The sequence below is a fragment of the Halomonas salsilacus genome (genome assembly GCF_051216275.1).
Lineage (GTDB): Bacteria > Pseudomonadota > Gammaproteobacteria > Pseudomonadales > Halomonadaceae > Halomonas.
The window spans coordinates 310062-332384 of the sequence record NZ_JBPKAQ010000003.1 but is presented as its reverse complement, the minus strand read 5'-3'; the positions used below and the strand labels follow the sequence as shown (position 1 = coordinate 332384).

At 66.6% G+C, this 22323-nt stretch carries 22 protein-coding genes, 1 rRNA gene and 1 pseudogene; 12 read left to right on the top strand and 12 right to left on the bottom strand.

Going from position 1 to position 22323, the window contains the following annotated elements; genetic code table 11:
- Together rrf and ACR80S_RS07115 are read left to right on the top strand one after the other, a co-directional pair.
- Positions 1 to 94 (top strand): 5S ribosomal RNA (gene rrf, locus ACR80S_RS07120); the annotation flags it as partial.
- Between the two features lie 194 nt (positions 95 to 288).
- Positions 289 to 447 (top strand): hypothetical protein, encoded by a 159-nt coding sequence (locus ACR80S_RS07115; RefSeq protein WP_435401339.1) that lies wholly within the window; start codon positions 289 to 291, stop codon positions 445 to 447.
- Positions 448 to 564: 117 nt separating this feature from the next.
- Here the strand turns inward: ACR80S_RS07115 and gdhA are convergent, their stop codons facing one another.
- Positions 565 to 1917 carry an NADP-specific glutamate dehydrogenase gene (gene gdhA, locus ACR80S_RS07110; RefSeq protein WP_435401340.1) on the bottom strand — a complete coding sequence of 451 codons (1353 nt, stop codon included), beginning with the start codon at positions 1915 to 1917 and terminating at the stop codon, positions 565 to 567.
- 297 nt (positions 1918 to 2214) lie between these two features.
- On the opposite strand from gdhA, the gene ACR80S_RS07105 reads away from it, so the two are divergent.
- The 3 genes and pseudogenes from ACR80S_RS07105 to ACR80S_RS07095 form a co-directional block, all read left to right on the top strand.
- On the top strand, positions 2215 to 2646 hold the full coding sequence (locus ACR80S_RS07105; protein WP_435401341.1) for a DUF2721 domain-containing protein: 432 nt from the start codon (positions 2215 to 2217) through the stop codon (positions 2644 to 2646).
- The gene (gene rlmM, locus ACR80S_RS07100; RefSeq protein WP_435402899.1) at positions 2643 to 3668 is read left to right on the top strand and encodes a 23S rRNA (cytidine(2498)-2'-O)-methyltransferase RlmM; all 1026 of its coding nucleotides are present in this window, start codon (positions 2643 to 2645) and stop codon (positions 3666 to 3668) included. The genes ACR80S_RS07105 and rlmM overlap by 4 nt, the downstream gene beginning before the upstream one ends.
- Positions 3650 to 3823: pseudogene (locus ACR80S_RS07095) on the top strand (23S rRNA (cytidine(2498)-2'-O)-methyltransferase RlmM); the annotation flags it as partial. The gene rlmM and the pseudogene ACR80S_RS07095, both read left to right, overlap by 19 nt.
- A gap of 62 nt (positions 3824 to 3885) precedes the next feature.
- On the opposite strand, the gene ACR80S_RS07090 reads toward ACR80S_RS07095, so the two are convergent.
- Positions 3886 to 4176: an antibiotic biosynthesis monooxygenase family protein gene (locus tag ACR80S_RS07090; protein ID WP_435401343.1), complete on the bottom strand. Its 291-nt coding sequence runs from the start codon at positions 4174 to 4176 to the stop codon at positions 3886 to 3888.
- Positions 4177 to 4219: 43 nt separating this feature from the next.
- On the opposite strand from ACR80S_RS07090, the gene tusA reads away from it, so the two are divergent.
- A complete protein-coding gene (gene tusA, locus ACR80S_RS07085) occupies positions 4220 to 4483 on the top strand; it encodes a sulfurtransferase TusA (RefSeq protein ID WP_435401344.1) in 264 nt (87 codons plus the stop codon).
- A gap of 16 nt (positions 4484 to 4499) precedes the next feature.
- Here tusA and ACR80S_RS07080 read toward each other — a convergent pair whose 3' ends face one another.
- From ACR80S_RS07080 to ACR80S_RS07070, 3 genes are all read right to left on the bottom strand, one after another.
- Entirely contained in the window at positions 4500 to 5213 is a 714-nt protein-coding gene (locus tag ACR80S_RS07080) for a hypothetical protein (RefSeq protein WP_435401345.1), read from the bottom strand.
- Positions 5214 to 5359: 146 nt separating this feature from the next.
- On the bottom strand, positions 5360 to 6391 hold the full coding sequence (locus tag ACR80S_RS07075) for a DUF3080 family protein (protein WP_435401346.1): 1032 nt from the start codon (positions 6389 to 6391) through the stop codon (positions 5360 to 5362).
- Positions 6372 to 7823, bottom strand: a complete 1452-nt coding sequence (locus ACR80S_RS07070; RefSeq protein ID WP_435401347.1) for an MATE family efflux transporter — start codon at positions 7821 to 7823, stop codon at positions 6372 to 6374. The genes ACR80S_RS07075 and ACR80S_RS07070 overlap by 20 nt, the downstream gene beginning before the upstream one ends.
- Positions 7824 to 7953: 130 nt before the next feature.
- Between ACR80S_RS07070 and ACR80S_RS07065 the strand changes: the two genes are divergently transcribed.
- Together ACR80S_RS07065 and ACR80S_RS07060 are read left to right on the top strand one after the other, a co-directional pair.
- A complete protein-coding gene (locus ACR80S_RS07065) occupies positions 7954 to 8520 on the top strand; it encodes an elongation factor P hydroxylase (RefSeq protein WP_435401348.1) in 567 nt (188 codons plus the stop codon).
- 64 nt (positions 8521 to 8584) lie between these two features.
- Entirely contained in the window at positions 8585 to 10780 is a 2196-nt protein-coding gene (locus ACR80S_RS07060) for a thiamine pyrophosphate-dependent enzyme (protein ID WP_435402898.1), read from the top strand.
- A gap of 7 nt (positions 10781 to 10787) precedes the next feature.
- Here ACR80S_RS07060 and ACR80S_RS07055 read toward each other — a convergent pair whose 3' ends face one another.
- A complete protein-coding gene (locus ACR80S_RS07055) occupies positions 10788 to 11276 on the bottom strand; it encodes a hypothetical protein (protein WP_435401350.1) in 489 nt (162 codons plus the stop codon).
- Between the two features lies 1 nt (position 11277).
- The gene (locus ACR80S_RS07050; RefSeq protein WP_435401351.1) at positions 11278 to 12180 is read right to left on the bottom strand and encodes a TatD family hydrolase; all 903 of its coding nucleotides are present in this window, start codon (positions 12178 to 12180) and stop codon (positions 11278 to 11280) included.
- Positions 12181 to 12318: 138 nt separating this feature from the next.
- On the opposite strand from ACR80S_RS07050, the gene ACR80S_RS07045 reads away from it, so the two are divergent.
- Positions 12319 to 14250, top strand: coding sequence for an ATP-binding cassette domain-containing protein (locus ACR80S_RS07045; RefSeq protein WP_435401352.1), 1932 nt, complete (start codon positions 12319 to 12321; stop codon positions 14248 to 14250).
- A 54-nt stretch (positions 14251 to 14304) separates the two neighbouring features.
- Here ACR80S_RS07045 and ACR80S_RS07040 read toward each other — a convergent pair whose 3' ends face one another.
- Positions 14305 to 14763 (bottom strand): universal stress protein, encoded by a 459-nt coding sequence (locus ACR80S_RS07040; protein WP_435401353.1) that lies wholly within the window; start codon positions 14761 to 14763, stop codon positions 14305 to 14307.
- 131 nt (positions 14764 to 14894) lie between these two features.
- On the opposite strand from ACR80S_RS07040, the gene ACR80S_RS07035 reads away from it, so the two are divergent.
- The gene (locus ACR80S_RS07035) at positions 14895 to 15425 is read left to right on the top strand and encodes a preprotein translocase subunit YajC (RefSeq protein ID WP_435402897.1); all 531 of its coding nucleotides are present in this window, start codon (positions 14895 to 14897) and stop codon (positions 15423 to 15425) included.
- 3 nt (positions 15426 to 15428) lie between these two features.
- On the opposite strand, the gene slyA is transcribed toward ACR80S_RS07035, so the two are convergent.
- Together slyA and ACR80S_RS07025 are read right to left on the bottom strand one after the other, a co-directional pair.
- Positions 15429 to 15878: a transcriptional regulator SlyA gene (gene slyA / locus ACR80S_RS07030; RefSeq protein WP_435401355.1), complete on the bottom strand. Its 450-nt coding sequence runs from the start codon at positions 15876 to 15878 to the stop codon at positions 15429 to 15431.
- Positions 15879 to 15950: 72 nt separating this feature from the next.
- Positions 15951 to 17099, bottom strand: a complete 1149-nt coding sequence (locus tag ACR80S_RS07025) for a DUF5924 family protein (RefSeq protein ID WP_435401356.1) — start codon at positions 17097 to 17099, stop codon at positions 15951 to 15953.
- Positions 17100 to 17257: 158 nt separating this feature from the next.
- Here ACR80S_RS07025 and fadB point away from each other — a divergent pair, with 158 nt between their 5' ends.
- Together fadB and fadA are read left to right on the top strand one after the other, a co-directional pair.
- Complete coding sequence (gene fadB, locus ACR80S_RS07020) at positions 17258 to 19435, top strand: fatty acid oxidation complex subunit alpha FadB (RefSeq protein ID WP_435402896.1); 2178 nt, start codon at positions 17258 to 17260, stop codon at positions 19433 to 19435.
- A gap of 31 nt (positions 19436 to 19466) precedes the next feature.
- Entirely contained in the window at positions 19467 to 20645 is a 1179-nt protein-coding gene (gene fadA, locus ACR80S_RS07015) for an acetyl-CoA C-acyltransferase FadA (RefSeq protein WP_435401358.1), read from the top strand.
- An 85-nt stretch (positions 20646 to 20730) separates the two neighbouring features.
- Here fadA and ACR80S_RS07010 read toward each other — a convergent pair whose 3' ends face one another.
- Both ACR80S_RS07010 and ACR80S_RS07005 read right to left on the bottom strand, forming a co-directional pair.
- Complete coding sequence (locus ACR80S_RS07010; protein WP_435402895.1) at positions 20731 to 21729, bottom strand: TAXI family TRAP transporter solute-binding subunit; 999 nt, start codon at positions 21727 to 21729, stop codon at positions 20731 to 20733.
- 78 nt (positions 21730 to 21807) lie between these two features.
- Positions 21808 to 22272, bottom strand: a complete 465-nt coding sequence (locus ACR80S_RS07005; protein ID WP_435402894.1) for a flavodoxin family protein — start codon at positions 22270 to 22272, stop codon at positions 21808 to 21810.
- Positions 22273 to 22323 lie beyond the last annotated feature (51 nt).

Below are 22323 nucleotides of genomic sequence, written 5' to 3'. Positions count from 1 at the left end.
AACCACCTGATCCCATGCCGAACTCAGCAGTGAAACCGCTCAGCGCCGATGGTAGTGTGGGGTCTCCCCATGTGAGAGTAGGTCATCGTCAGGCTCCTTTTCAGAAAAGCCCCGCGCTCGAAAGAGCGCGGGGCTTTTTGCATGTCCAACACCCCGGTCTCCATTAGGGCCGGGGTGTCGGTGTTTCAGATGGTCGTCAGGGTGGTCGGCAGGGAATCTATATAGACCTTAAAATTAATACTAAGGTATAATTCATTCCGATGTGAACCGTAATGCGAGGAGCTCTCCATGAGCAATGCCAAGGCGTTCTATCCGACCATCTGGGACCACGCTGATGCTCGTCCCGTCATCATGCCCCTGCTGCGTGGCCTGTGGCGTGTCATCATGAAGATGGCCGAGGTTCAATGCCGTGCCGAGGCTCGTCGGTGTTATCTCCCATACGTCTGACAGGTTCTTCACCCTGTGCCATGACCACAGGAGTTGAATGGCGAATCAAGGAAAAAGCCCGGACTGTGAAGTCCGGGCTTTTTCTTTAGTTCGGTACGTCGGCGTAAAAGGAGGGGGTTACACCACACCCTGGTCGATCATGGCGTCGGCTACTCTCCGAAAGCCGGCGATATTGGCGCCCAGCACCAGGTTGGTGGGCTCGCCGAATTCCTCGGCGGTATCGTTACACTGCCTGTGAATATTGGCCATGATCTCCTTGAGCTTGGCGTCCACCTTCTCGAGTGGCCATTGCTCCATGCCGCTGTTCTGGGCCATCTCGAGCTGGCTGGTGGCCACGCCGCCGGCATTGGCGGCCTTGCCGGGGCCATAGGCGATCCTGGCTTCCAGGAAGAGGTCGACGGCGTCAGCGGTAGACGGCATGTTGGCGCCCTCGCTGATACAGGTTACACCGTTGTCGAGCAGGGCACGGGCATCGGCCACGGTCAGCTCGTTCTGGGTGGCGCTGGGGAAGGCGGCATCGGCCTTGATGCGCCAGACGGGGTGGCCATTCTCCGGGTAGTGGTTGGTCGGGATGTAGCTGGCCTCGGGGTGCTTGGCGAGGTACTCCTCGAGGGAGGCGCGTTTGACCTCCTTGAGCTCCTTGAGCAGATCCAGATCGATGCCGTTGGCGTCATGGATGGTGCCACGGGAGTCGGAGCAGGTCACCGGCTTGGCGCCCAGCTCGTAGAGCTTCTCGATGGTGTAGGTAGCCACGTTGCCGGCACCGGAGACCAGGCAGGTCTTGCCTTCGATGCTTTCGCCGCGAGCTTCCAGCATGTTCTGGGCAAAGTAGACCGCACCATAGCCGGTGGCCTCCTTGCGACCGAGGGAGCCGCCCCAGTTCAGGCCCTTGCCGGTGAGCACGCCTTCATAGCGGCCGGTAAGGCGCTTGTACTGACCGTACAGGTAGCCGATCTCGCGGGCGCCTACGCCGATGTCGCCGGCGGGAACGTCGGTGGTCGGGCCGATATGGCGATGCAACTCGGTCATGAAGGACTGGCAGAAGCGCATGATCTCGCCATCGGACTTGCCCTTGGGGTCGAAGTCGGAGCCGCCCTTGCCGCCGCCGATGGGAAGGCCGGTCAGGGCATTCTTGAAGATCTGTTCGAAGCCCAGGAACTTGATGGTGCCCGAGGTGACACTGGGGTGGAACCGCAGGCCGCCCTTGTAGGGGCCCAGGGCGGAATTGAACTGCACGCGGTAGCCCTTGTTGACCTGCACCTTGCCGTCGTCGTCGGTCCAGCAGATGCGGAACATGATCTGGCGCTCGGGCTCGACGATGCGCTCGATGATGCTGTGGTCATGGTAGTAAGGGCTGCGCTGAAACAGTGGACGCAGACACTCGAGGACTTCCTCGGCGGCCTGATAGAACTCGGTCTGGGCGGGGCTGCTCTTGCGAAGGCCTTCGAGAGTGTCATGAACGTAGGGCATCGGCATGTTCCTGTGTGACAAGGTGACTTCGTGTCCACCATTCGGGCGGACAGCCTGAAAGTGATTTCCAATGGGATGACAATATAAAGCAATGCACCATTATGCAGCAACTGTATGGGCTATGCGCTGGTCAGACGTTGATATGAACCGAACAGGCCTGAAATTGCCGGCATACTGCGCACCAAATCATCGCATTAATTACCCTTCATAAATGATAATTAAACGATAGGTGTCTCTCGTGTCGGGAACCGCCCCGCTGGTATCATGGGTGACATTATTCGTTGTGGAGAGCTCACCTTGACCCTGACAACGCCGGCGCTGCTGTTTCCGGCCATATCGCTGCTGTTGCTGGCCTATACCAATCGCTTTCTGGTGCTTGCCCAGTTGATTCGCAAGCTGGCCGATGAGGAGCGTAACCAGCACCAGGAGACCAATACTCGACAGATCCTTTTGCTGCGCCGGCGGATTTCCCTGACCAAGCGAATGCAGCTGGCCGGTGTCCTCAGTTTCCTGCTCTGCACCCTGTCGATGTTTGCCCTCTTCCTGTCGCTGGAGCTCACCGGCATGGTCCTGTTCGGTGTCAGTTTGGTGACGCTCTCGGTGTCGCTGGTCTATTCCCTGTGGGAGATCCAGATCTCTACCAACGCCTTGAACGTGCAGCTTCAGGACGTCGAGGACCAGTTGCGTGCCGGGAAGCCGCGTGACGGGCGCCGGGGAGTTGACGCTTGAGCCGGGTGCCGTCGGAACTGCTGCTCTACTGCCGTCCCGGGTTCGAGCGTGACCTCGCCGAGGAGGTCGCCGACAAGGCCGGTGAGGCCGGCTGGACCGGCGAGGTCATCCAGGGGGTGGGGGGCGGCTACGTGCGTTTCTGCCTGGCGGATGAGGAGCCGGCCAACGGTCTGCATCGGGCCCTGCCACTTTGCGGGTTGGTCTTCGCTCGCCAGAGTCTGGTGGCGATGCCACCGCTGTCGCTGGACCGGGAAGACCGCCTCTCGCCGATCACCGAGCAGGTGGTCGAGTCCGGCTGGAGCTTCGAGAGCATCTGGCATGAGACGCCGGACACCAACGACGGCAAGGCCCTGGCCGGTCTGGCCAAGGCGCTGTCACGCCCGCTGGAGTCGCTGCTCACCAAGCGTGGTGCGCTGCGCCGCAAGGCCGGCGGGCGACGCCTGCACCTGCTGTGGAGCGCCGGTGACTGCGTCCAACTCGGCCTAAGTTTTCCCGGCAATCGAAGCGAGCAGCCGGGAGGGATCCGACGCCTGCGCTTTCCCAGGTCGGCCCCGAGTCGCTCGACCCTGAAGCTCGAGGAGGCCTGGCACGAGTTCGTGCCGCGAGCGGAATGGGATACGCGCCTGGCAGAGGGGATGCAGGCCGCCGACCTGGGAGCGGCTCCCGGCGGCTGGACCTGGCAGCTCGTCCATCGCGGCATGCATGTCTATGCCATCGATAACGGCCCCATGGACAAGGCGCTGATGGCCACCGGTCAGGTGGAGCATCTGCGCGAGGATGGGTTCGTATGGGAGCCACCCTATCGGCTCGACTGGTTGGTGTGCGATATCGTCGACAAGCCGTCGAGGGTGGAAGTCATGGTGGAGCGCTGGCTGGTGCGGCGCTGGTGCCGCGAGGCGGTATTCAACCTGAAGCTGCCGATGAAACGCCGCTGGCCCGAGGTGGCGAGCTGCCTGGCTCGCCTGGAGGAGGCGCTGGCCAGTGCCGGGGTTGCGGGGGAGGNGAGGCGGTATTCAACCTGAAGCTGCCGATGAAACGCCGCTGGCCCGAGGTGGCGAGCTGCCTGGCTCGCCTGGAGGAGGCGCTGGCCAGTGCCGGGGTTGCGGGGGAGGTTGGCTGTCGCCACCTCTACCACGACCGGGAGGAGGTGACGGTTCATGTGCGACTGCGTGATTAGCTGCCTCGCGTTCCCGTCCGTGGGTTGAGCGGCGAGCGCTTGCATGGCGCTCGCCGCCGGCGTCAGTGAGTGGTGGGCTCGTAGATGCGAATCCGCTCCTCTTCGGTGAGCAGCGGCAGCAGGCGCTGCATCACCCGGGAGCGTTCCTCGCTGGTGTACCATTCCTTCCAGGCGCGCAGGTCGCGCCACTTGGTGATCATCAGACGTCGGTCGCTGTGGCCGAGTTCGACGAGGCTCTCACCCCCCACGAAACCGCGCGCACCGAGTGACTGGCGCATGGCTTCACGAGCGGCCTCCTCGTATTCCTCCTCGAGCCCCGGCATTATCCGACGTTCGATAATGATCTTGATCATCTAGCTTGCTCCCACAGTGTTGGTTCCAACGACGAGGCCATCGATGGTTGATTCCCGTGACGTCCTGCCCGAGGCGGCTACCGACTTCCAGGTCGAGCTCGATACCCGCGGGCTCTACTGCCCCGAGCCGATCATGCTGATGCACAACAAGGTGCGCGACATGCGCCCCGGCGAAGTGCTCATGGTCATTGCCAGCGATCCGGCAACGACCCGAGACGTGCCGAAATTCTGCCAGTTTCTGGGCCATGAGCTGATTCGCCAGGAGGAGCTCGAGGGCAGCTACCGTTACTTTATCCGTTTGGGCTAATTCTGTCCCGCAGGGGTCAGTTCGGCAAAGGGTCGTCGGCCTCCGGCATCACCATCAGGGCCAGCGCTTCGAGGGTCGCGGGATCCTCATGGCGAATGCGGTTGGCGATCTGGCGCTGGAAGAAGTAGACCACGCGGTGGCGGCTATGGCCGGGGTAGAGGCAGGGGTCGCCGGGCAGAATCGGAGTCGACTCGATCAGCCGCTCATCGGCCAGCAGTGCCTCTACGGCGCCATCGCTGTAGAGCCGCCAGCCGAAGACCTGCTTGAGCTGCCAAGGCGCGTCACCCTCGTCCATGCACAGGGCGTGGGTGCCCTGGGTGTCGGGGATCTGCTGGATGAGGGTGACCTGCTCGGTCTCCTCGTAGTCGAAGTAGGCCGCGGCGTGCTCGAGCTCGAACACCTTGTGCTCCGGAGCCTGTTCGAACAGTTCCTCGGTCTCGGGGTCGCGATAGCCCACGAAGCTGCCGTGCTCCGGATCATCCAGGCGATGGCATGGGGTCAGCGCCTCCATCCAGGGCACCATTCCGACGACCTCGCCATCCTCGCTCAGCCCCCAAGCCAGCAGCGGCATGCCGTAGAGGGTATCGGGGCTCGAGGCCAGGCGATAGACCATCTCGAGGCCGTCCAGCTCGGGGGCCAGACGAATCAGGCGTCGCCTGGCTAGCAGACGCTGGCGCATCGTTTCCAGGTCGATGACCTGGGCGGGGCGGTTTGACAGCGGGATTCCCATGACGTCTCTCCACATGCTGCGTGATCACGGCATCGGCGCGGGGAGCCGGGCTCCACGGACCGCACGGAAGCGCACTGCGTCACTCTCGTTCTCACCAATAGCACAGACGGTGAGGGAGGTTAAGCCCTGCAGCATTTCCCGTGCTCTCAACGGCAGCGCAGTGCCAGGGCCCGACGCAGCGCCTGATGGTGATGCCAGGCGGCCTCGAAGACGGGTAGTGGTGCCGACGGGTGGCTCCGGGAGAGCCACTCCCGATGATAGTCGCTGACCGGTTCGGGGGGGGAGGCAAGGGAGTCGAACAGCGGGTCGAGCGCGGTCAGCCAGGCGTGGGCGGCGCCGTTGAGCGTCTCCAGCCACCGGGCGAGGCGTTCGTCGATGGCGTTGTCCTCCAGGGCAGGCGTGAGACAGCCGTCATGGCGCGCCAGGGCGCGCTCGGCCAGGGACGAGGCCTCGTCCAGGCGCTGGGTGGCCAGCGTCAGGGTGCGCAGCAGCTCGGCGGTGTAGGGGCGCCCGTTGAGGGCGCGCAGGTGTCCCTCCAGGGCCTCCAGGTCGGGCGGCGGGATGTCAATCGACGCGGCCTCGGTCAGCGCCTGAAGATAGACGAGCGATTCCAGCTGTGCCTCGGGTGGCGCCAGGGCGTCCGAAGGCAGGGACGAGCTCACTCGGGAGAAGCTGCCGGCCCACTCGTCGGAGCCGAACAGGCCGTTCCAGGTCGCCCGGGGCAGCTGCTCCGTCTTGGTGGCGGTCAGGCGTTCGAGTCGCTCACGGTCCACCTCGGCAAGGCGCTCGGGCACCTCGCTCGCCAAGCAATCCGTCAGGCGTTGCCACATCGTCAGCTCGTAGCGCCACAGCTGGCTGGCCGGGGCGACCCTGCCCAGGGTGCTGTTGCGCTCAGCGACCAGGGTGGTGATATGGCACTCGCGCAGGGCAAAGACGTTGAGCATGCCCTCCCGCGTGTCGGGGATCGTCACCAGGCGCTCACGCTGGCCGGGAAAGGCACCGATATTGTCGGGGCTGGCCGGTGAGGGGGGCGCCAGGTCGAGGCGCCGGGCCAGGTCGCGCTGGTAGTCGATGAGCAGCTCGTTGCTGTCGCCGTCGCTGCCACAGGCGGTCAACAGGCCGCCCAGCCCCGCGACCAGCAGGGTGGCAAGGCCTCTGCTAATGGACGCCCAGCGCATCGTGTCTGCCCTCCGCCGCTGCCCGACTGATCCGCCTGAGACGCTCGCCGAGCAGCGCCGCCGCCACGGTGAGGCCGCCGATCAGGCCGATCCAGTAGCCGTGAACGCCCATTGGCTCGATCACCCCGATAAGCCCACGGGTTCCCAGCCAGTGGCCGCCCGCCAGCCCGACCAGCCAGTAGGAGGCCAGGGTAAACAACATGATGATGCGGGTGTCCCGGTAGCCGCGCAGGGCGCCAGCCAGGTTCACCTGCAGGGAGTCCGAAAGCTGGAAGATCATGGCCAGTAGGACCAGCGAAAGGGCCAGGCGTTGCACGGCCGCGTCGTGGGTGTAGAGGGCGATCACCGGTTGGGCGGTCAACCAGAGCAGGGCGCTGTTGAGCAGTGCCACCAGTACGCTTGCGGCGATGCCGAAGGCGGCCACCTGGCGGGCCAGAGCCGGCCGCTGCTGCCCCAAGGTGTTGCCGACCCGCACCGTCAGCGCCATGCTCAGCGAGAGCGGCAGCATGAAGAGTATCGAGGTGTAGTTGAGCGCGATCTGGTGGGCCGCCACGGTGATCTCGCCCAGGCTGGCGATGAGCAGCGCGATCACGGTAAACAGGGTGACCTCGACGAAGATCGCCACGCCGATGGGCACGCCGACATACAGCAGTTCACCGATCATCTTCAGGCGCGGCAGGGAAGGGGAGTGCCACAGCGACACCTCGCGGTAGGCCCGGGCGCGGCGGGTGTAGAGGACCATGGCCAGGCACATGATCCACAGCGACAGCGCCGTGGCGATACCGCAACCCAGGGCGCCCAGCGCCGGCAGCGCTTGCACCCAGGTCGGCAGCCAGTCACCGAGCAGGGCGGTGAGGCCGTCGCCCCCGTGGATCAGCACGTAGTTGCTGGGGATATTCACCGCCAGACCGATCAGGCTGATCCACAGCGAGGGGCGGGTGTGGTTCATGCCGTCCGAGAAGGCGCGCAGCGCCTGGAACAGCGCCGCGCCAGGCATGCCGAATGCCACCGCCGCCAGGTAGGCCGCCGAGCGGCTGGCCACCTCCTCGGGCACCGCCATCAGCACGAAGATCGGCTGGACGACAAACCACAGCAGGGTGGCCGCGACCACGCCCAGCACCAGCGCCACCCAGAGCGCCTGGTGCACGTTGGGGCGAATCTCGGCGAGGCGCCTGCCGCCCATCAGCTGCGCCACGATGGGTGTCAGCCCCATCAGGGTGCCCGTCATGAACAGCATCAGCGGCATCCACAGGCTCGAGCCCACCGAGACGGCAGCCAGGTCGGTGGCGCTGAGCCGGCCGGTCATCATCACGTCCGCCACGCTCATGCCGGCCTGGGCAAGCTGTGCGCCGCAGATCGGCAGCGTCAGGGCCAGCAGCGGGCGGGTTTCCCCACGGCCGGTCGCCAGCAGGCGGGCGATAGGACTGTACAAGGTCGGGTGCTCCATGGGTTCGAGCTTTCGGACAGGGCGGGGAAACCGAGCACTATAGCAATGCACGAGGGGTTTGGCCCGCACAGGCAGACGCCTATAATGACGCCCACACTTCGCCCATGGAGCCTGCGTGACTCACCGACTCGAGGATGTCATCGCCCTGTTCGACGGCCTCTTCCATGAGACCTTCGCCACCCGCCTGGTGCGCGGCGACGACGAGCCCCTCTACCTGCCGGCCGATGCCAATACGCCCTTCCACCGCGTGATCTTCGCGCGGGGCTTCTATGCGAGCGCCCTGCACGAGATCAGCCACTGGTGCATCGCCGGGGAGCGGCGTCGCTGCTACGAGGACTACGGCTACTGGTACCTTCCCGACGGCCGGGATGCCGAACAGCAGCGCGCCTTCGAGGCCGCGGAGGTGGCCCCCCAGGCCCTGGAACTGCTCTTCACGCGTGCCTCCGGTCGGCACTTCAACGTCAGCGTCGACAACCTAGGTGGCGAGGCGAAGGTGGATCGTGACGCCTTCCTGACCCGGGTCGAGGCGAGGGCCTCGCGTTTCGAGCGAGAGGGGCTGCCGCGGCGCGCCGCCGCCTTCCGGCGCGCCCTGCAGCGCTTCTATCGGGAGGGCGAGGGCCGGGAGGCCGCCATCGCCGCCGGGCGTCGCCTGCTCGAGCCGGCCCCTTCGGCCCTGGCCTGATCGCCGGCGACCGGGGCGGGCGAAGTCGGCTAGGCTGAAGGCGTTAACCCAGCCGGAGTCCGCCGTGGCCACCTCTTCCTCGTCCTCCTCCTGTGAGCCCTTGCCCCAGGAACAGCGATTTCTCGACGCCCTCGACCAGGACCGCTGGCCCGCGACCGAGCGCGGCTGGCGCCTCCACGAGGTGGCCCTGGCCCCCGAGGCGCTGGCCGAGCTGTTCGAGTCCCAACTGCTGAGTCGCCACCTGGACCTCCAGGCCCGCCGGCTGCAGGCCAGGGGCGAGGCCTTCTATACCATCGGTAGCGCCGGCCATGAAGGGAATGCGGCGATCGCCCGCGCCCTGCGCCCGACCGATCCGGCCTTCCTGCACTACCGCGATGCCGCCTTCCTGATCGAGCGCAGCCGTCAGGTGCCCGACCAGACGCCGCTCTGGGACCTGCTGCTGAGCTTCGCGGCGTCCCGCGACGACCCGATCTCCGGCGGCCGCCACAAGGTGCTGGGCTCCAGAGCGCTCAGCGTGCCGCCCCAGACCAGCACCGTCGCCTCCCACCTGCCCAAGGCGGTGGGCGCGGCCCACAGCCTGGGGCTGTGGCGGCGCTTGGGCGGCGGCGGCGAATGGCCTGCCGACAGCCTGGTGCTGTGCAGTTTCGGCGATGCCTCCTTCAACCACTCTACCGCCCAGGGGGCGTTGAATGCCGCCGGCTGGGCGGCCTACCAGGGGGCGCCGCTGCCGCTGGTGATGGTCTGCGAGGACAACGGCATCGGCATCTCCACGCCGACGCCGGCCGGCTGGATCGAAGCCAGCATGCGGGCCCGCCCCGGCTTCCACTACCTGGACTGCGATGGCCTCGACCTGCTCGACACCTGGCGGGCGGCGCGGGAGGCCGAGGTCATCGCGCGGCTGCGCAAACAGCCGGTGTTCCTGCATATGCGCTGCGTGCGGCTGTTCGGCCACGCCGGCTCTGACGCCCAACAGGCCTATCTGTCGGCATCGCGCATCGCCGCCGACGAGTCCCGCGATCCGCTGCTGGTTAGCGCCGGGCTGCTGCGCCGCCACGACGTGCTGTCGCGGGACGAGATCGCCGCGCGCTATTGGCGAGTCGGCGAGGAGGTGGCCAGGCTTGCCGAGGAGGCGATACGCCGCCCGAAGCTGGTCTCGGCCACGGAGGTGATGACCAGCATCGTGCCACCGTTGCGGCCCGCGCGTCGGCAGCCCCCCCGGGTCGAGGTCGAGACAGGGTCCGCGCCGGGCACCCTGGCCAAGCGGATCAACCAGGCCCTGCATCGGCTGATGGCCAGCTATCCCCACCTGGTGATGGCCGGCGAGGACATCGGCCGCAAGGGCGGCGTCTACGGCGTGACCCAGAAGCTGCAGGCTCGGTTCGGCCCTCATCGGGTGATCGATACCCTGCTCGACGAGCAGAGCATCCTGGGGCTCGGCATCGGCCTGGCCCACAACGGCCTGGTGCCGATTCTGGAGATCCAGTTCCTGGCTTACCTGCACAACGCCGAGGATCAGCTGCGCGGCGAGGCGGCCACGTTAAGTTTCTTCTCCGATGGCCAGTTCACCAATCCCATGGTGGTGCGCATCGCCGGGCTCGGTTACCAGAAGGGCTTCGGTGGGCACTTTCACAATGACAACGCCATCGCCGTTCTGCGCGATATCCCCGGGCTACTGGTGGCCTGCCCGTCCAATGCCGCCGACGCAGTGGGGCTGTTGCAGGAGGGGGTGCACCTGGCCGACGAGGCCCAGCGCGTGGTGGTCATCATCGAGCCGATCGCGCTTTACCACACCCGCGACCTGCTGGAGGAGGGCGATGACGGCTGGTGCTGCCCCGACCCGGGGCCCGAGCATCGGCTGCCCCCGGGGGAGCTCGGGACCTGGGGGGAGGGCGTCGTTCTGGCCATCGCCACCTATGGCAATGGCGTCTATCTGGCCCGCCAGGCGGCGGCGGAACTCGACCCGGCGGGCCAGAGGCTACGCATCATCGACCTGCGCTGGCTGACCGGCATCGACCACGACGCCGTGCACCGCGCGGTGGCCGGCTGCGCGCGGGTGCTGATCCTGGATGAATGCCGGCGCTCGGGGTCGCTGAGCGAGGAGCTGGTCACCGGCCTGGTGGAGAGGGGCGTGGCCGGTGAGCGCTTGCACCGGCTGACGGCAGAAGACAGCTTTATCGCCCTGGGGCCGGCGGCCACCCTGACGTTGCCCTCCCGGGCACAGATCGTCGAGCGCGCTCGGGCGCTGCTGGGGGGCGCGTGACGTCGCCTCAGGTCTCGTCGTCGACGCCGCTCATGCGCTGGTGGAGGTGCAGCATCACCTCCACCTCGTGCTCCGGTCGCAGCGGCTCCAGCCCCAGCTCGCCGAACAGCTCGCCGCGGGCCCGGGACCAGTCGCCGGGGGCGATGTCGGTGTAGAGGCTTTCGGCGGGGGCCAGCTCCACGAAGGGGTCGAGCCCATAGGTGTCGAACAGCTGCGACAGGGCGGCCTCGTCGTCGCTGACGCCCGCTGTGTAGAGGGTGGCGCTGAAGTGGTCGTTCTCCAGTTCGCGGATCACGTCCAGCGGGCTCACGCCCATGCTGTTGAGCTCCTCCAGGCTGTACTCCCCCAGCGAGATCAGCTCGGCGTCCAGCCAGTCATCCTCGGGCTGGATCAGGGTGTGCTTGACGCGACCGTCGGGCAGCGTCCAGGCGATGGCAAGGGGCAGACCGCCATCCTCGCCGGTCTCCACGGCGATAAAGCCGGGCAGGTCGGGCATGTCAGGAATCCTCGTGTCGGGTCGCTGTCGTGTGACGGTTCGCCATCGGCAGGCGGAAGAAGGCCTCGGCCGTGCGGGTGGTCGCCGCCGCCAGGTGGGTCTCGTCGATGCCGCGCCAGTGGGCAATCTCCCGCAGGATCCAAGGCAGCAGCGCCGGTTCATGGCGCCTGCCCTTGAGTTTGGCAGGTAAATTACGCGGCAGCAGATAGGGGCAGTCGGTTTCCACCATCAGGCGGCTCAGGGGAATCTCGCCGACCAGCTCGCGCAGGTGGTGACCTCTTCGCTCGTCGCACAGCCATCCGGTCAGGCCGATATGCAGGTCGAGATCCAGGTAGCCGAACAGGGTGTCGCGGTCGGCGGTAAAGCAGTGCACCACGGCGTCGCCGATATCGTCCCGCCAGGCGTGCAGCATCTCGCGCATGCGTCGGCCCGCGTCCCGCTCGTGCAGGAACAGGGGCTTGCTGCTCCCCACCGCCAGGGCCAGCTGGGCTTCGAAGGCGCGCTCCTGCTGGGCAGGCGTGGAGAAGTTGCGATTGAAGTCGAGCCCGCACTCGCCCACCGCCACCACCTCGGGCTGACGCTGCAGCTCGGCCATGGCGGCCGCGAGTCCGGCATCCCAGCGGCTGGCGTCGTGGGGATGCACGCCGGCGGTGGCATACAGCACAAGCCCCGGATCGGCGTGCTGGCGGGCCATCGCCACCGCCTGCTCGGCGTGCTCGCGGTCGGTTCCGGTGAGGATCAGGGTGGTGACGTTGGCGGCCCGGGCGCGGCCGAGCACCGCCGAGAGGTCGCGGGCGAAGCTCTCGTGGGTCAGGTTGGCGCCGATATCCACCAGCGGGGCCGCGGCGCGCAGGCGCAGCGCCTCGGGCAGGACGTCGTCGAAGGTGTCGGTCGGTTCAGCCAAGGCGCAACTCCTGTGGTCGTGATGGCCGGGGCGCGGTGCAGTTTACGCGGGATCGGCGGCCGTCACCATGACGGTAGGGCCACGGCAGGCCGGAGTTGCGATACACTAGCCGCCTTCGAGATCGGATGAGGTGTACGCGTGACCCTGCTACGTCTGGAACAGCTGCAACTGGCCTATGGTACCCATGTGCTGCTCGACGGTGCCGACCTGGTGCTGGAAAAGGGAGAGCGCCTGGCCCTGGTGGGGCGCAACGGCACCGGCAAGTCGACGCTGCTCAAGCTGGTGGCCGGCGAGATCCTGGCCGATGGCGGCAACATCTGGCGGGCCCCGGGGCTGAAGATCGGCGTGCTCGCCCAGGACCTGCCGGAGGCCTCCGGCCAGACCATCTTCGATGTGGTGGCCGGTGGCCTACCCGAGGCCGGCGAGCTGCTCTCCGAGTATCACCACCTGATCCACGAAGACGAGCCCGACATGCGCCGAATGGCCGAGCTGCAGACGCGCATCGAGGCCATCGACGGTTGGTCCTTCCACCAGCGCATCGATGTGGTGCTGACCCGCCTGGGGCTGCCCGAGGACGCCGAGATGGCCGAACTCTCGGGCGGCTGGCGGCGTCGCGTGGCGCTGGCCCGGGCGCTGGTCGCCGACCCTGACCTGCTGCTGCTCGATGAGCCCACCAACCACCTGGACCTGGACACCATCGCCTGGCTCGAGGAACAGCTGGCCGCCTTCAACGGCGCGGTGCTCTTCATCACCCACGACCGTGCCTTCCTGTCGAAGCTGGCCACGGCCATCCTCGAGCTCGACCGCGGACGCCTCGGACGCTATCCGGGCGACTACGCGAAATACCAGGCCCAGAAGACCCACGAGCTGGAGGTGGAGGCCCGCGAGAACGCCGAGTTCGACAAGAAACTGGCCCAGGAAGAGACGTGGATCCGCCAGGGCATCAAGGCGCGGCGTACCCGCAACGAGGGGAGGGTGCGGGCCCTGGAACAGCTGCGTCGCGAGCGTAGCGAACGCCGCGAACGCCAGGGCAAGGCCAACCTCAGCGTGGACAGCGGTGAGCGCAGTGGCAAGCGGGTGGTGGCCCTGAAGCATGTCACCCAGCGCTTCGGCGATGAGGTGGTGATCGACGACCTCTCCCTGGAGATCCAGCGCGGCGACCGGATCGGCTTCATCGGTCGCAACGGCGCCGGCAAGACCACCCTGCTCAAGATCCTGCTCGGCGAGCTGGCGCCGACCGAGGGCGAGGTGCAGCTCGGAACCAAGCTGCAGGTCGCCTACTTCGATCAGCTGCGTGGTGGGCTGGAGCCCGAGAAGACCGTTTACGACAACGTGGCCCAGGGAAGTGACCGGGTCACGGTGGGCGGCCGCGATCGCCACGTGATGAGCTACCTGCAGGACTTCCTGTTCACCCCGGAGCGGGTCCGCCAGCCGGTCAAGGCGCTCTCGGGCGGCGAGTCCAATCGCCTGCTGCTGGCCAAGCTGTTCACCCAGCCCGCCAACGTGCTGGTGCTCGATGAACCGACCAACGACCTGGACGTCGAGACCCTGGAGCTGCTCGAGGAGCTGCTGCTCGACTTCGACGGGACCCTGCTGCTGGTCTCTCACGATCGCGCCTTCATGGACAACGTGGTGACCAGCGTGCTGGCCTTCGAGGGCCATGGCCGGGTGCGCGAATACGTGGGCGGCTATAGCGACTGGGTGCGCCAGGGCGGCACGCTGCCACCGGCGCCCTGGGAGGGGGCGGCCCGCCAGCGGGTGGAGCCAGTGGCCGACGACGAGCCGATCGCGCCAGCGCCGGCCTCGCCCGGTGCCGGTGTCCCAGCCAGGAAGGCCGTCAAGCTATCCTATAAGCTGCAGCGTGAGCTCGACACGCTGCCGGCCGAGATCGAGCGGCTCGAGAGCGAGATAGCCAGGTTCGAGGCCACGGTGGGGGATCCGCGCTTCTACCATCAGGACGCCGATACGGTCTCCACCACGCTGGAGGCGCTGGGTGCCAGGCAGGGCGAGTTGGATGCCGCCATGGAGCGCTGGATGGAACTGGAGGCGATGGCCGCCGGAGAGTCATGAAGGCGACATGAAAAAGGCGCCCCTTGGGCGCCTGCGGGGGTGTGCAGAGTCACGTTATTCAGCGCTCTTCTCGCCCTTCGTGCCCACCCGCACGGCCAGCACATCACACTGGGCGCCGTGCAGCACGCCGGTGGAGGTGGAACCGAGCAGCAGGGCGAAGCCGTGACGGCCGTGGGAGCCGACCACGATCAGGTCCACGTCGTTCTCCTCGGCGAAGCGGTGGATCTCGGTGTCGGGCATGCCCACCAGCACATGCTGGTTCTCCTTGGCCACGCGGGGGTCGGCGATCTCGGCCAGGCGCTGCTTGGCGTGCTCGTCGAGCTGGTCCTGGATGCTGGTCAGATCCATGGGAATATCGCCGCCGTAGGCGAAGCCCAGCGGCTCCAGGGTGTGCATGATGGAGACCTTGGCATTGTTGTTGCGCTCGGCAATCTGGGCCGCGCGCTCCAGCACCTTGTGGGAGTCCTTGGTCAGGTCCACGGCGACCAGGACGTGGCGGTATTCGTTGCTCATGGTAGGGCTCCTGGGTGGCATCGAGCTGAAGAGAGATGTCTTCACTCTAGGCCGGCTGACTCGGCAAGACAACGACCTGTATCAAGACTCACGCATCAACCCTAAAGCATCAACCCTACCTGGAGATGGCGATGACCTGGCTGTTCATCCTGTTCATCCTGATGCTGGTGGTCTCGCCGGTGATGTGGCTCAAGCCCAGTCCGCGGCAGCGCCGCGTCTCGGCGCTGCGCACTGCGGCGATCAAGACCGGACTCACCGTCAAGCTGGAGAAGCCGCCGCTGCACGGCATCGAGACGGCCATGCCGGCCTATCGCTGGCGCTACCCCCAGGATCGACCGGGCCCCGATTTCGTGCTGGTGCGAGACGGCCATGCCAGTGCGGCGCTCAAGTCCTTCGCCCACGGCTGGCGCTGGCGGCGAGAGCCACTGCGCCCGCTGCCCGAGCCGCTGGAAAACCGGCTGAAGGAGTTGCTGGAACGGCTGCCCCAGGACGCGGTGGTGGTGGAGTCCCACCGCCACGCGCTGGCCCTGTGGTGGTGGGAGTCCCAGGACTTTTCGCGCTTCTCTACTTACCTGGAGGATTTCGTGGCGCTGCGCGATGGCCTGGCCGGACGGCCGGATGACAACGCCGTCACGGCGCCCTTCGGGCAGCCGAAGGCCTAGGCGTCAGGCCTGGGTTTCGGCGTCGCGGGCCTGGATGGCCAAGCCATTGTCCTCGATGCGGGAGAGCAACTCGGCCAGGGTGGCCACGTCCTGCTCGCTGAGTCCGGCGAGCATCTCGCCGCGCGCCTCGCGCACCACGGCGTCGATGCGCTGGAGCAGCGGAGTGGCAGCGGGCGTCAGGAAGACCCGCTTGGTGCGGCGGTCCTGATCGCAGGGGCGCCGCTCCACCAGACCCTGGCGGGAGAGCTGGTCGAGGGTGCGCACCAGGGAGGGCGCCTCGACGCCGATGGCACGAGCCAGGTCGCACTGGGGCTGGCCATCGCCGAGGCGCCAAAGGTGATAGAGCGTCACCCAGCGCGTCTGGGTCAGGCCCAGCGGGGCCAGACGCTCGTCGATGATGGCGCGCCACAGCCGCGGCAGGCGGCTGAGCTGAAAACCGATATTCTCGTACATGGGCTAGGGGCTCCATTGGCGATGGCTGGATTCTGTGAATCCAGCGCGTGAAATGCAAGCCGGCTTATCATTTCACTCGTTACCCCGCCGCCCCGGCACCAGCCGGCGCAGCCCCTTGATGCCGGTCAGCAGTTCCCGCCCATCGGCCAGGGTGGCCTCCTCGCCGGCGGCGACCCGGAAACGCACCACCCCGATGCGCTGGCCGCTGTCGGTCATCACGTCGATCCGCCAGCGCCCCTCGGGGCTATTCGGGAAGTTCTGCTTGTGGCTCCAGGCCCGGTAGCCCGCCTCTCGCCCGCCCTCGATCGCCAGCGCGATGCGGTCGACCTCCTCCCCGTCCTGTCGCCACACATGGAACACCTCTTCCCTCAGCCCCCGCGGTGCGCGGATCGCCGTGTAGACATAGAGTCCGTTTGAGGACAATGCTCCGGGCGTCAGTCGAATCTCACCCTGTGGGCTCCTGGCCTCCACGTCGAAGGCCGGTGAGAGTGCGGCACTGCCCAGCCACAGGTTGGCCGGCGGTACCCAGATACGTCCCGTCCAGGCCAGCACGGCGAGCAGCGGCAGCAGGGTCAGCATCATCAGCCAGCGGCGGACGCGCTGCTGGGCGGTCAGGTGCAACAGGCTCGGCAGGCTGAACAGCAGCATGGCGCCCAGCGCCAGCTTGAGGCTCTGACCGGTGGTGAGCTGCAGCATGATCGGCAGGGTGACCAGCACCACCAGGAAGACACACTGGGCGTGAAAGGCCAGGTAGAGCCAGCGATAGCGGTCCGCCACTCGGTAGTAGAGCGGGTCGATGATGGAGAATACCGCCAGCCCGATCAGCAGCAGGGTGAACAGCGCCTGTCCGCTGCTCCAGACGGTGGTGGCCAGCAGGAAGGGCAGCGAGAAGAACAGCGTCTCCTGGTGGATCATCTGGGCGATGAACAGGGTCGCGGCATGGGGCAGGGTGGGGTATCCGCGGCGGGCCAGCAGCCGGCCGATCAGGCTTTCGGAGAGCAGCAACAACCAGGCGGCGAGCATGCCCAATGCCAGCAGGGCGCCCAGCCACTGCTGGCGCTCCACCAGAAAAAAGCTGCCCAGCCCGGCACCGAAAGCCACGGGAGGCCACAGCCAGCTCCAGGGTCGCAGGCGCTCGATCAGCGTCTCGATGCGCGCCTGCAGTTGGCTGAGCCGAGTTGCATCCGGTCGTTCGTCAGGCCGGGGAGAGGATGAGTGCATGGCGCGGGGCTACCCTGAGTGGTGACAACGTGCAAGCCTAACACCCGGTGGCGGCGAGAGGGCCTCGAGGCATCGACGTGAGCGGGGGTTGACGAGCCGGCGTTCGTGACCCAAGCTGTGTGTATTCAAACGGTCGTATGAAATCGGGAGATTCGCGGATGATCTATCAGGGCAATGCCATCACGGTGGCGCGCGGCGGCGACGATATCGCCACGCTCACCTTCGACCTGCAGGGCAAGTCGGTCAACAAGCTCTCCAGCGCGGTGATCCGTGAACTGGACGAGGCCGTCAAGGCCCTCCAGACCGAGAACGATCTCAAGGGCCTGGTGCTGGCCAGCGCCAAGGAGGCCTTCATCGTCGGTGCCGACATCACCGAGTTCCAGGCCATGTTCGGCAAGGGCGCCGAATTCCTGGAATCGATGCTTTATCGTGTCCACGGCATCTTCAATGCCATCGAGGACCTGCCGTTTCCGACGGTGACCGCCATCAATGGCCTGGCCCTGGGCGGCGGCTGCGAGGTGCTGCTGAGCACCGACTTCCGGGTGATGAGCGACACCGCCCAGATCGGCCTGCCCGAGACCCAGTTGGGCATCCTGCCGGGCTGGGGCGGCTGCGTGCGCCTGCCGAGGCTGGTCGGTGCCGACAACGCCATCGAGTGGATCGCCGGCGGCACCCAGAACAAGGCCGAGGCCGCTCTCAAGGTGGGCGCCGTGGATGCCGTGGTGCCGGCCGAGCAACTCGAGGAAGCGGCTCGCGACATTCTGACCCGCGCCATTGCCGGTGAACTGGACTACCGGGCTCGCCGCGAAGAGAAGACACAGCCCCTCATGCTCAACCCCATCGAACAGATGATGGCCTTCGAGACCGCCAAGGGCTACGTGGCCGGCAAGGCGGGTCCGCACTACCCGGCGCCGGTGGAGGCGATCAAGGTGATCCAGAAGGGGGCCGGCGAGGAACGCGCCCGGGCCCAGGCCATCGAGGCCAAGGCCTTCGCCAAGTTGGCCATGACCGAGGTGGCCTTCAACCTGGTTGGCCTGTTCATGAACGACCAGGTCGTTAAGAAGAAGGGCGGTCAGTACGAGAAGCAGGCTCGCTCGGTCAAACAGGCCGCGGTGCTGGGCGCCGGCATCATGGGCGGCGGCATCGCCTACCAGAGCGCCTCCAAGGGCACGCCGATCCTGATGAAAGACATCAAGGACGATGCCATCGAGCTCGGCCTCAAGGAGGCCCGCAAGCTGTTCACCAAGCAGGTGGAGCGCAAGAAGCTGACCACCGAGCAGATGGCCGAGAAGCTGACCAACATCCGCCCGACACTCTCCTACGGTGACTTCGGCCACGTCGATCTGGTGGTCGAGGCGGTGGTCGAGAACCCCAAGGTCAAGGATGCGGTGCTCACCGAGGTGGAAGGCTTGGTGGGTGAGGAGACCATCCTGGCCTCCAACACGTCCACCATCTCCATCACTCGCCTGGCGCAGAACCTCAAGCGTCCCGAGAACTTCTGTGGCATGCACTTCTTCAACCCGGTGCACCGCATGCCCCTGGTGGAGGTGATCCGCGGCGAGAAGACCGGTGACGCCGCCGTGGCGGCTACCGTGGCCTACGCCCGCGCCATGGGCAAGACCCCCATCGTGGTCAACGACTGCCCGGGCTTTCTGGTCAATCGTGTGCTCTTCCCCTACTTCGGCGGCTTCAGCCTGCTGATGGAGCAGGGCGCCGACTTCCACCGCGTCGACAAGATCATGGAGACGTTCGGGTGGCCCATGGGCCCCGCCTACCTGCTCGACGTGGTGGGCCTGGACACGGCGGTTCACGCCGGTGAGGTGATGGCCGAAGGCTTCCCCGAGCGCATGGGCAGCCTGGGCGGTGAAGGCGACAAGAGTGCTATTCAGGCGATGTTCAAGAACGAGCGCCTGGGGCAGAAAAACGCCAAGGGCTTTTACGCCTACGAGGAAGACAAGAAGGGCAAGCCGAAGAAGGTCCGCGACGAAGCCGCCATCTCACTGGTCAAGGGCGTGGCGAAGCAGACCCGCGACTTTTCCGATGAGCAGATCATCGCCCGCATGATGGTGCCGCTGTGCCTGGAGACCGTGCGCTGCCTGGAGGATGACATCGTGGGGAGCGCCGCGGAAGCGGACATGGCACTGATCTACGGCATCGGCTTCCCGCCGTTCCGCGGTGGCGCGCTGCGTTATATCGACGCCATGGGCGTGGACGCCTTCGTCAAGCTGGCCGACGGCCTGGCCGAGGAGTTGGGGCCGCTCTACGCGCCCACCGCGAAGCTGCGCGAGATGGCCGCCGCCGGTGAGACCTTCTACGCCGCCCCGGCCCAGGCCTGAGCCCACCACGACGAACAGGAGTAACAGAACGATGAGCTTGAACCCGAGAGATATCGTGGTGGTCGACGGTGTGCGTACCGCCATGGCCAAGGCCAAGAACGGCGCCTTCCGTCACGTGCGCGCCGAGAACCTTTCCGCGGCGGTGATGGAGGGGCTGCTCGAGCGTAACGCCGGCGTCGATCCCAGCGAGATCGACGACATCATCTGGGGCTGTGTCAACCAGACCCTGGAGCAGGGCATGAACATCGCGCGCAACGCGGCGATCCTGACCCGCATCCCGCGCAGCGTGCCGGCCCAGACCGTCAACCGCTTGTGCGGCTCCTCCATGAGCGCGCTGCATATCGCCGCGGCCAACATCAAGGCCGGCATGGGCGACGTCTACCTTGTCGGCGGCGTGGAACACATGGAGCACGTCGCCATGACCCACGGCGTCGATGTCAATCCGGCGGCCAGCAAGCATGCCGCCAAGGCCGCGATGATGATGGGACTGACCGCCGAGCTGCTGGGCAAGATGCACGGCATCTCCCGCGAGGATCAGGACAAGTTTGGCGTGCGCTCCCACCAGCGCGCCCAGGCCGCCATGGAGAAGGGCTACTTCGACAACGAGATCATCGGGGTGGAAGGCCACGACGAGCGCGGCTTCAGGGTTATGTTCCAGCGTGACGAGGTGATTCGCGCCGACGCCAGCCTGGAGAAGATGGCCGAGCTGAAGCCGGTCTTCGACCCGAGAAGCGGTACCGTCACCGCGGGCACCTCCTCGGCGCTCTCCGTGGGGGCCTCCGGCATGCTGGTGATGAGTTACGAGCGCGCCCAGGCGATGGGCCTCGAGCCGATCGCCCGGGTGCTCTCCACCGGGGTGGCCGGCTGCGACGCCTCGATCATGGGCTACGGTCCTGTGCCGGCGTCGAAGAAGGCGCTCAAGGCCGCCGGGCTGAGCGCCGACGACATCCAGACCGTGGAGCTCAACGAGGCCTTCGCCGCCCAGGGCCTGCCGGTGCTCAAGGACCTCGGCTTCCTTGAGGCCATGGACGACAAGGTCAACCTCAACGGCGGCGCCATCGCCCTGGGGCACCCGCTGGGATGCTCCGGCACCCGCATCTGTACCACCCTGCTCAACGTGATGCAGCAGCGTGATACCACATTCGGCCTGGCCACCATGTGCATCGGCATGGGGCAGGGCGTGGCCACGGTGTTCGAACGCCTGAAGTAAGTGTTGGCTGAAGCTCTCCGCCAACTCCGTTCGCGCCGACGGTCCCCACGGGGTTCGTCGGCGTTTTGCGTCTAGGGGGCCTGGCTCACGGCATGGGCTCCGTCGTGGGAGGCTCATCGGGTAACCAACCCTGTTCCCGATAATAACGCAGCGCTCCCTCGTGGAAGGGAGCGCTCAACCCTTCGGTGATCATCGTCTCAGGGCTTAGTTCGGCATAGGCCGGATGAAAGGTCTTGAAGGCATCGAGATTGTCGAACAGGGCCGCCACCAGGCGGTAGACCAGAGCCTCGTCCACCTCTGCCGAGGTGACCAGGGTCGCACGTGCCCCGAAGGTCTCCACCGCAGGCTGGCCTTCGCCATAGAGACCGGCGGCAATGGTGGCACGAGTCAGGTACGGGACGCCTGTCACCAGGCGCTCGACCGGTTCGCCGCCGACGTCCACCAGTATGGCGTCGCAAAGGCGAACCGCCTGGGCAATGGAGGGATTGGGGTGCCCCACGGTGTAGACCATGGCGTCGATGTTGCCGTGGCAGAGTTCCAGAGACTGCTGGTCGGCGGGCAACTCGTTGGCGGGGCGGAAATCCCTCAGGCTCCAGCCCCAGGCCTCTAGCAAGGTCATCATGGTGCCGCGCTGGCCTGAGCCAGGGTTGCCCACATTGACCGAATGCCCGCGCAGGTCTGCGAATCTCGTGATGCCGCTGTCGCGACGGGCTACCAGGGTAAAGGGCTCACTGTGCAGCGCTGCGATGGCACGCAGGTTCGGTGCAGGCCCCTGGTCGCTGAAGCCTGCACTGCCGGTCACTGCGAAGTGCTGCAGGTCCGATTGGGCCAAGGCTACCGGCACCTCGCCATCGCGCAGCGCGGCCAGGTTGGCGGCGGAGCCGTCGCTGGTGCGGGCCTCGCAGGGAATATCAACCAGGCTGCACAGGGCGCGTCCGGTGATATGGTAGACTCCGGCGGGACTCGCCGTGGCAATCACCAGCTCAGTTGCCAGGACGGGGCCCGTGCCCAGTAGCACCAGCAGGGACACGGCTCGGCCCAGCCTGGGCAGGATGTGTCGCGACACCTTCCAATTGTAAGGCATGATGCACCTCCTTGAGCGAGGCACTCGGTCTTGGGTCAACTCTTGGCTCGAGCGTCACTAGCGAAAGCATAGACGCCCTCAGAGGATACCGCCCTCCAACCCCGAGGCCAGATAGAGCCCCAGTTCCTCGACCTCGTCGACGAAACTCGCCTGCCACTCACCGCGCAGGATCAGCGGTTCCTGCACCCACCTCCAGCGCAGTCCGCTGACGATGCTCTCCACGGCCCGGCGGGTGCCAGTGCCGTCATGGCCGGCGCGGACGTAGAGCGCGCAGGGCAGTCCCTGCTTCTCCTCCAGCACCGGGTAGTAGCAGCGATCGAAGAAGTCCTTGGTCAGGCCTGCCATATAGCCCAGGTTCTCGGTGGTGCCGAGCAGGATGGCATCACAGGCCCGTACATCCTCGGGGCTGGCCTCGAGCGGCGCCTTGACCACCACCTCGATGCCCTCGATCTCGGGATGGCGGGCGCCGCGTTCGGCGGCCTCTCGGAGTGCTCGGGTGTGGGGGGAGGGGGCATGGACGATGATCAGCAGACGCCTGGGCATGTTGACAGCTCCTTGGTTGTTTCCCACGCTGAACCGGCACTTACTAGCGTT

Coding starts and splice junctions, on each gene's coding strand:
- fadA (WP_435401358.1), top strand. CDS start 19,467: ATGAGCTTGAACCCGAGAGATATCGTGGTGGTCGACGGTGTGCGTACC.
- ACR80S_RS07040 (WP_435401353.1), bottom strand. CDS start 14,763: ATGAGCAACGAATACCGCCACGTCCTGGTCGCCGTGGACCTGACCAAG.
- gdhA (WP_435401340.1), bottom strand. CDS start 1,917: ATGCCCTACGTTCATGACACTCTCGAAGGCCTTCGCAAGAGCAGCCCC.
- ACR80S_RS07055 (WP_435401350.1), bottom strand. CDS start 11,276: ATGCCCGACCTGCCCGGCTTTATCGCCGTGGAGACCGGCGAGGATGGC.
- ACR80S_RS07035 (WP_435402897.1), top strand. CDS start 14,895: ATGACCTGGCTGTTCATCCTGTTCATCCTGATGCTGGTGGTCTCGCCG.
- tusA (WP_435401344.1), top strand. CDS start 4,220: ATGGTTGATTCCCGTGACGTCCTGCCCGAGGCGGCTACCGACTTCCAG.
- slyA (WP_435401355.1), bottom strand. CDS start 15,878: ATGTACGAGAATATCGGTTTTCAGCTCAGCCGCCTGCCGCGGCTGTGG.
- ACR80S_RS07075 (WP_435401346.1), bottom strand. CDS start 6,391: ATGCGCTGGGCGTCCATTAGCAGAGGCCTTGCCACCCTGCTGGTCGCG.
- ACR80S_RS07080 (WP_435401345.1), bottom strand. CDS start 5,213: ATGGGAATCCCGCTGTCAAACCGCCCCGCCCAGGTCATCGACCTGGAA.
- ACR80S_RS07115 (WP_435401339.1), top strand. CDS start 289: ATGAGCAATGCCAAGGCGTTCTATCCGACCATCTGGGACCACGCTGAT.
- ACR80S_RS07090 (WP_435401343.1), bottom strand. CDS start 4,176: ATGATCAAGATCATTATCGAACGTCGGATAATGCCGGGGCTCGAGGAG.
- ACR80S_RS07025 (WP_435401356.1), bottom strand. CDS start 17,099: ATGCACTCATCCTCTCCCCGGCCTGACGAACGACCGGATGCAACTCGG.
- ACR80S_RS07005 (WP_435402894.1), bottom strand. CDS start 22,272: ATGCCCAGGCGTCTGCTGATCATCGTCCATGCCCCCTCCCCCCACACC.
- fadB (WP_435402896.1), top strand. CDS start 17,258: ATGATCTATCAGGGCAATGCCATCACGGTGGCGCGCGGCGGCGACGAT.
- ACR80S_RS07010 (WP_435402895.1), bottom strand. CDS start 21,729: ATGCCTTACAATTGGAAGGTGTCGCGACACATCCTGCCCAGGCTGGGC.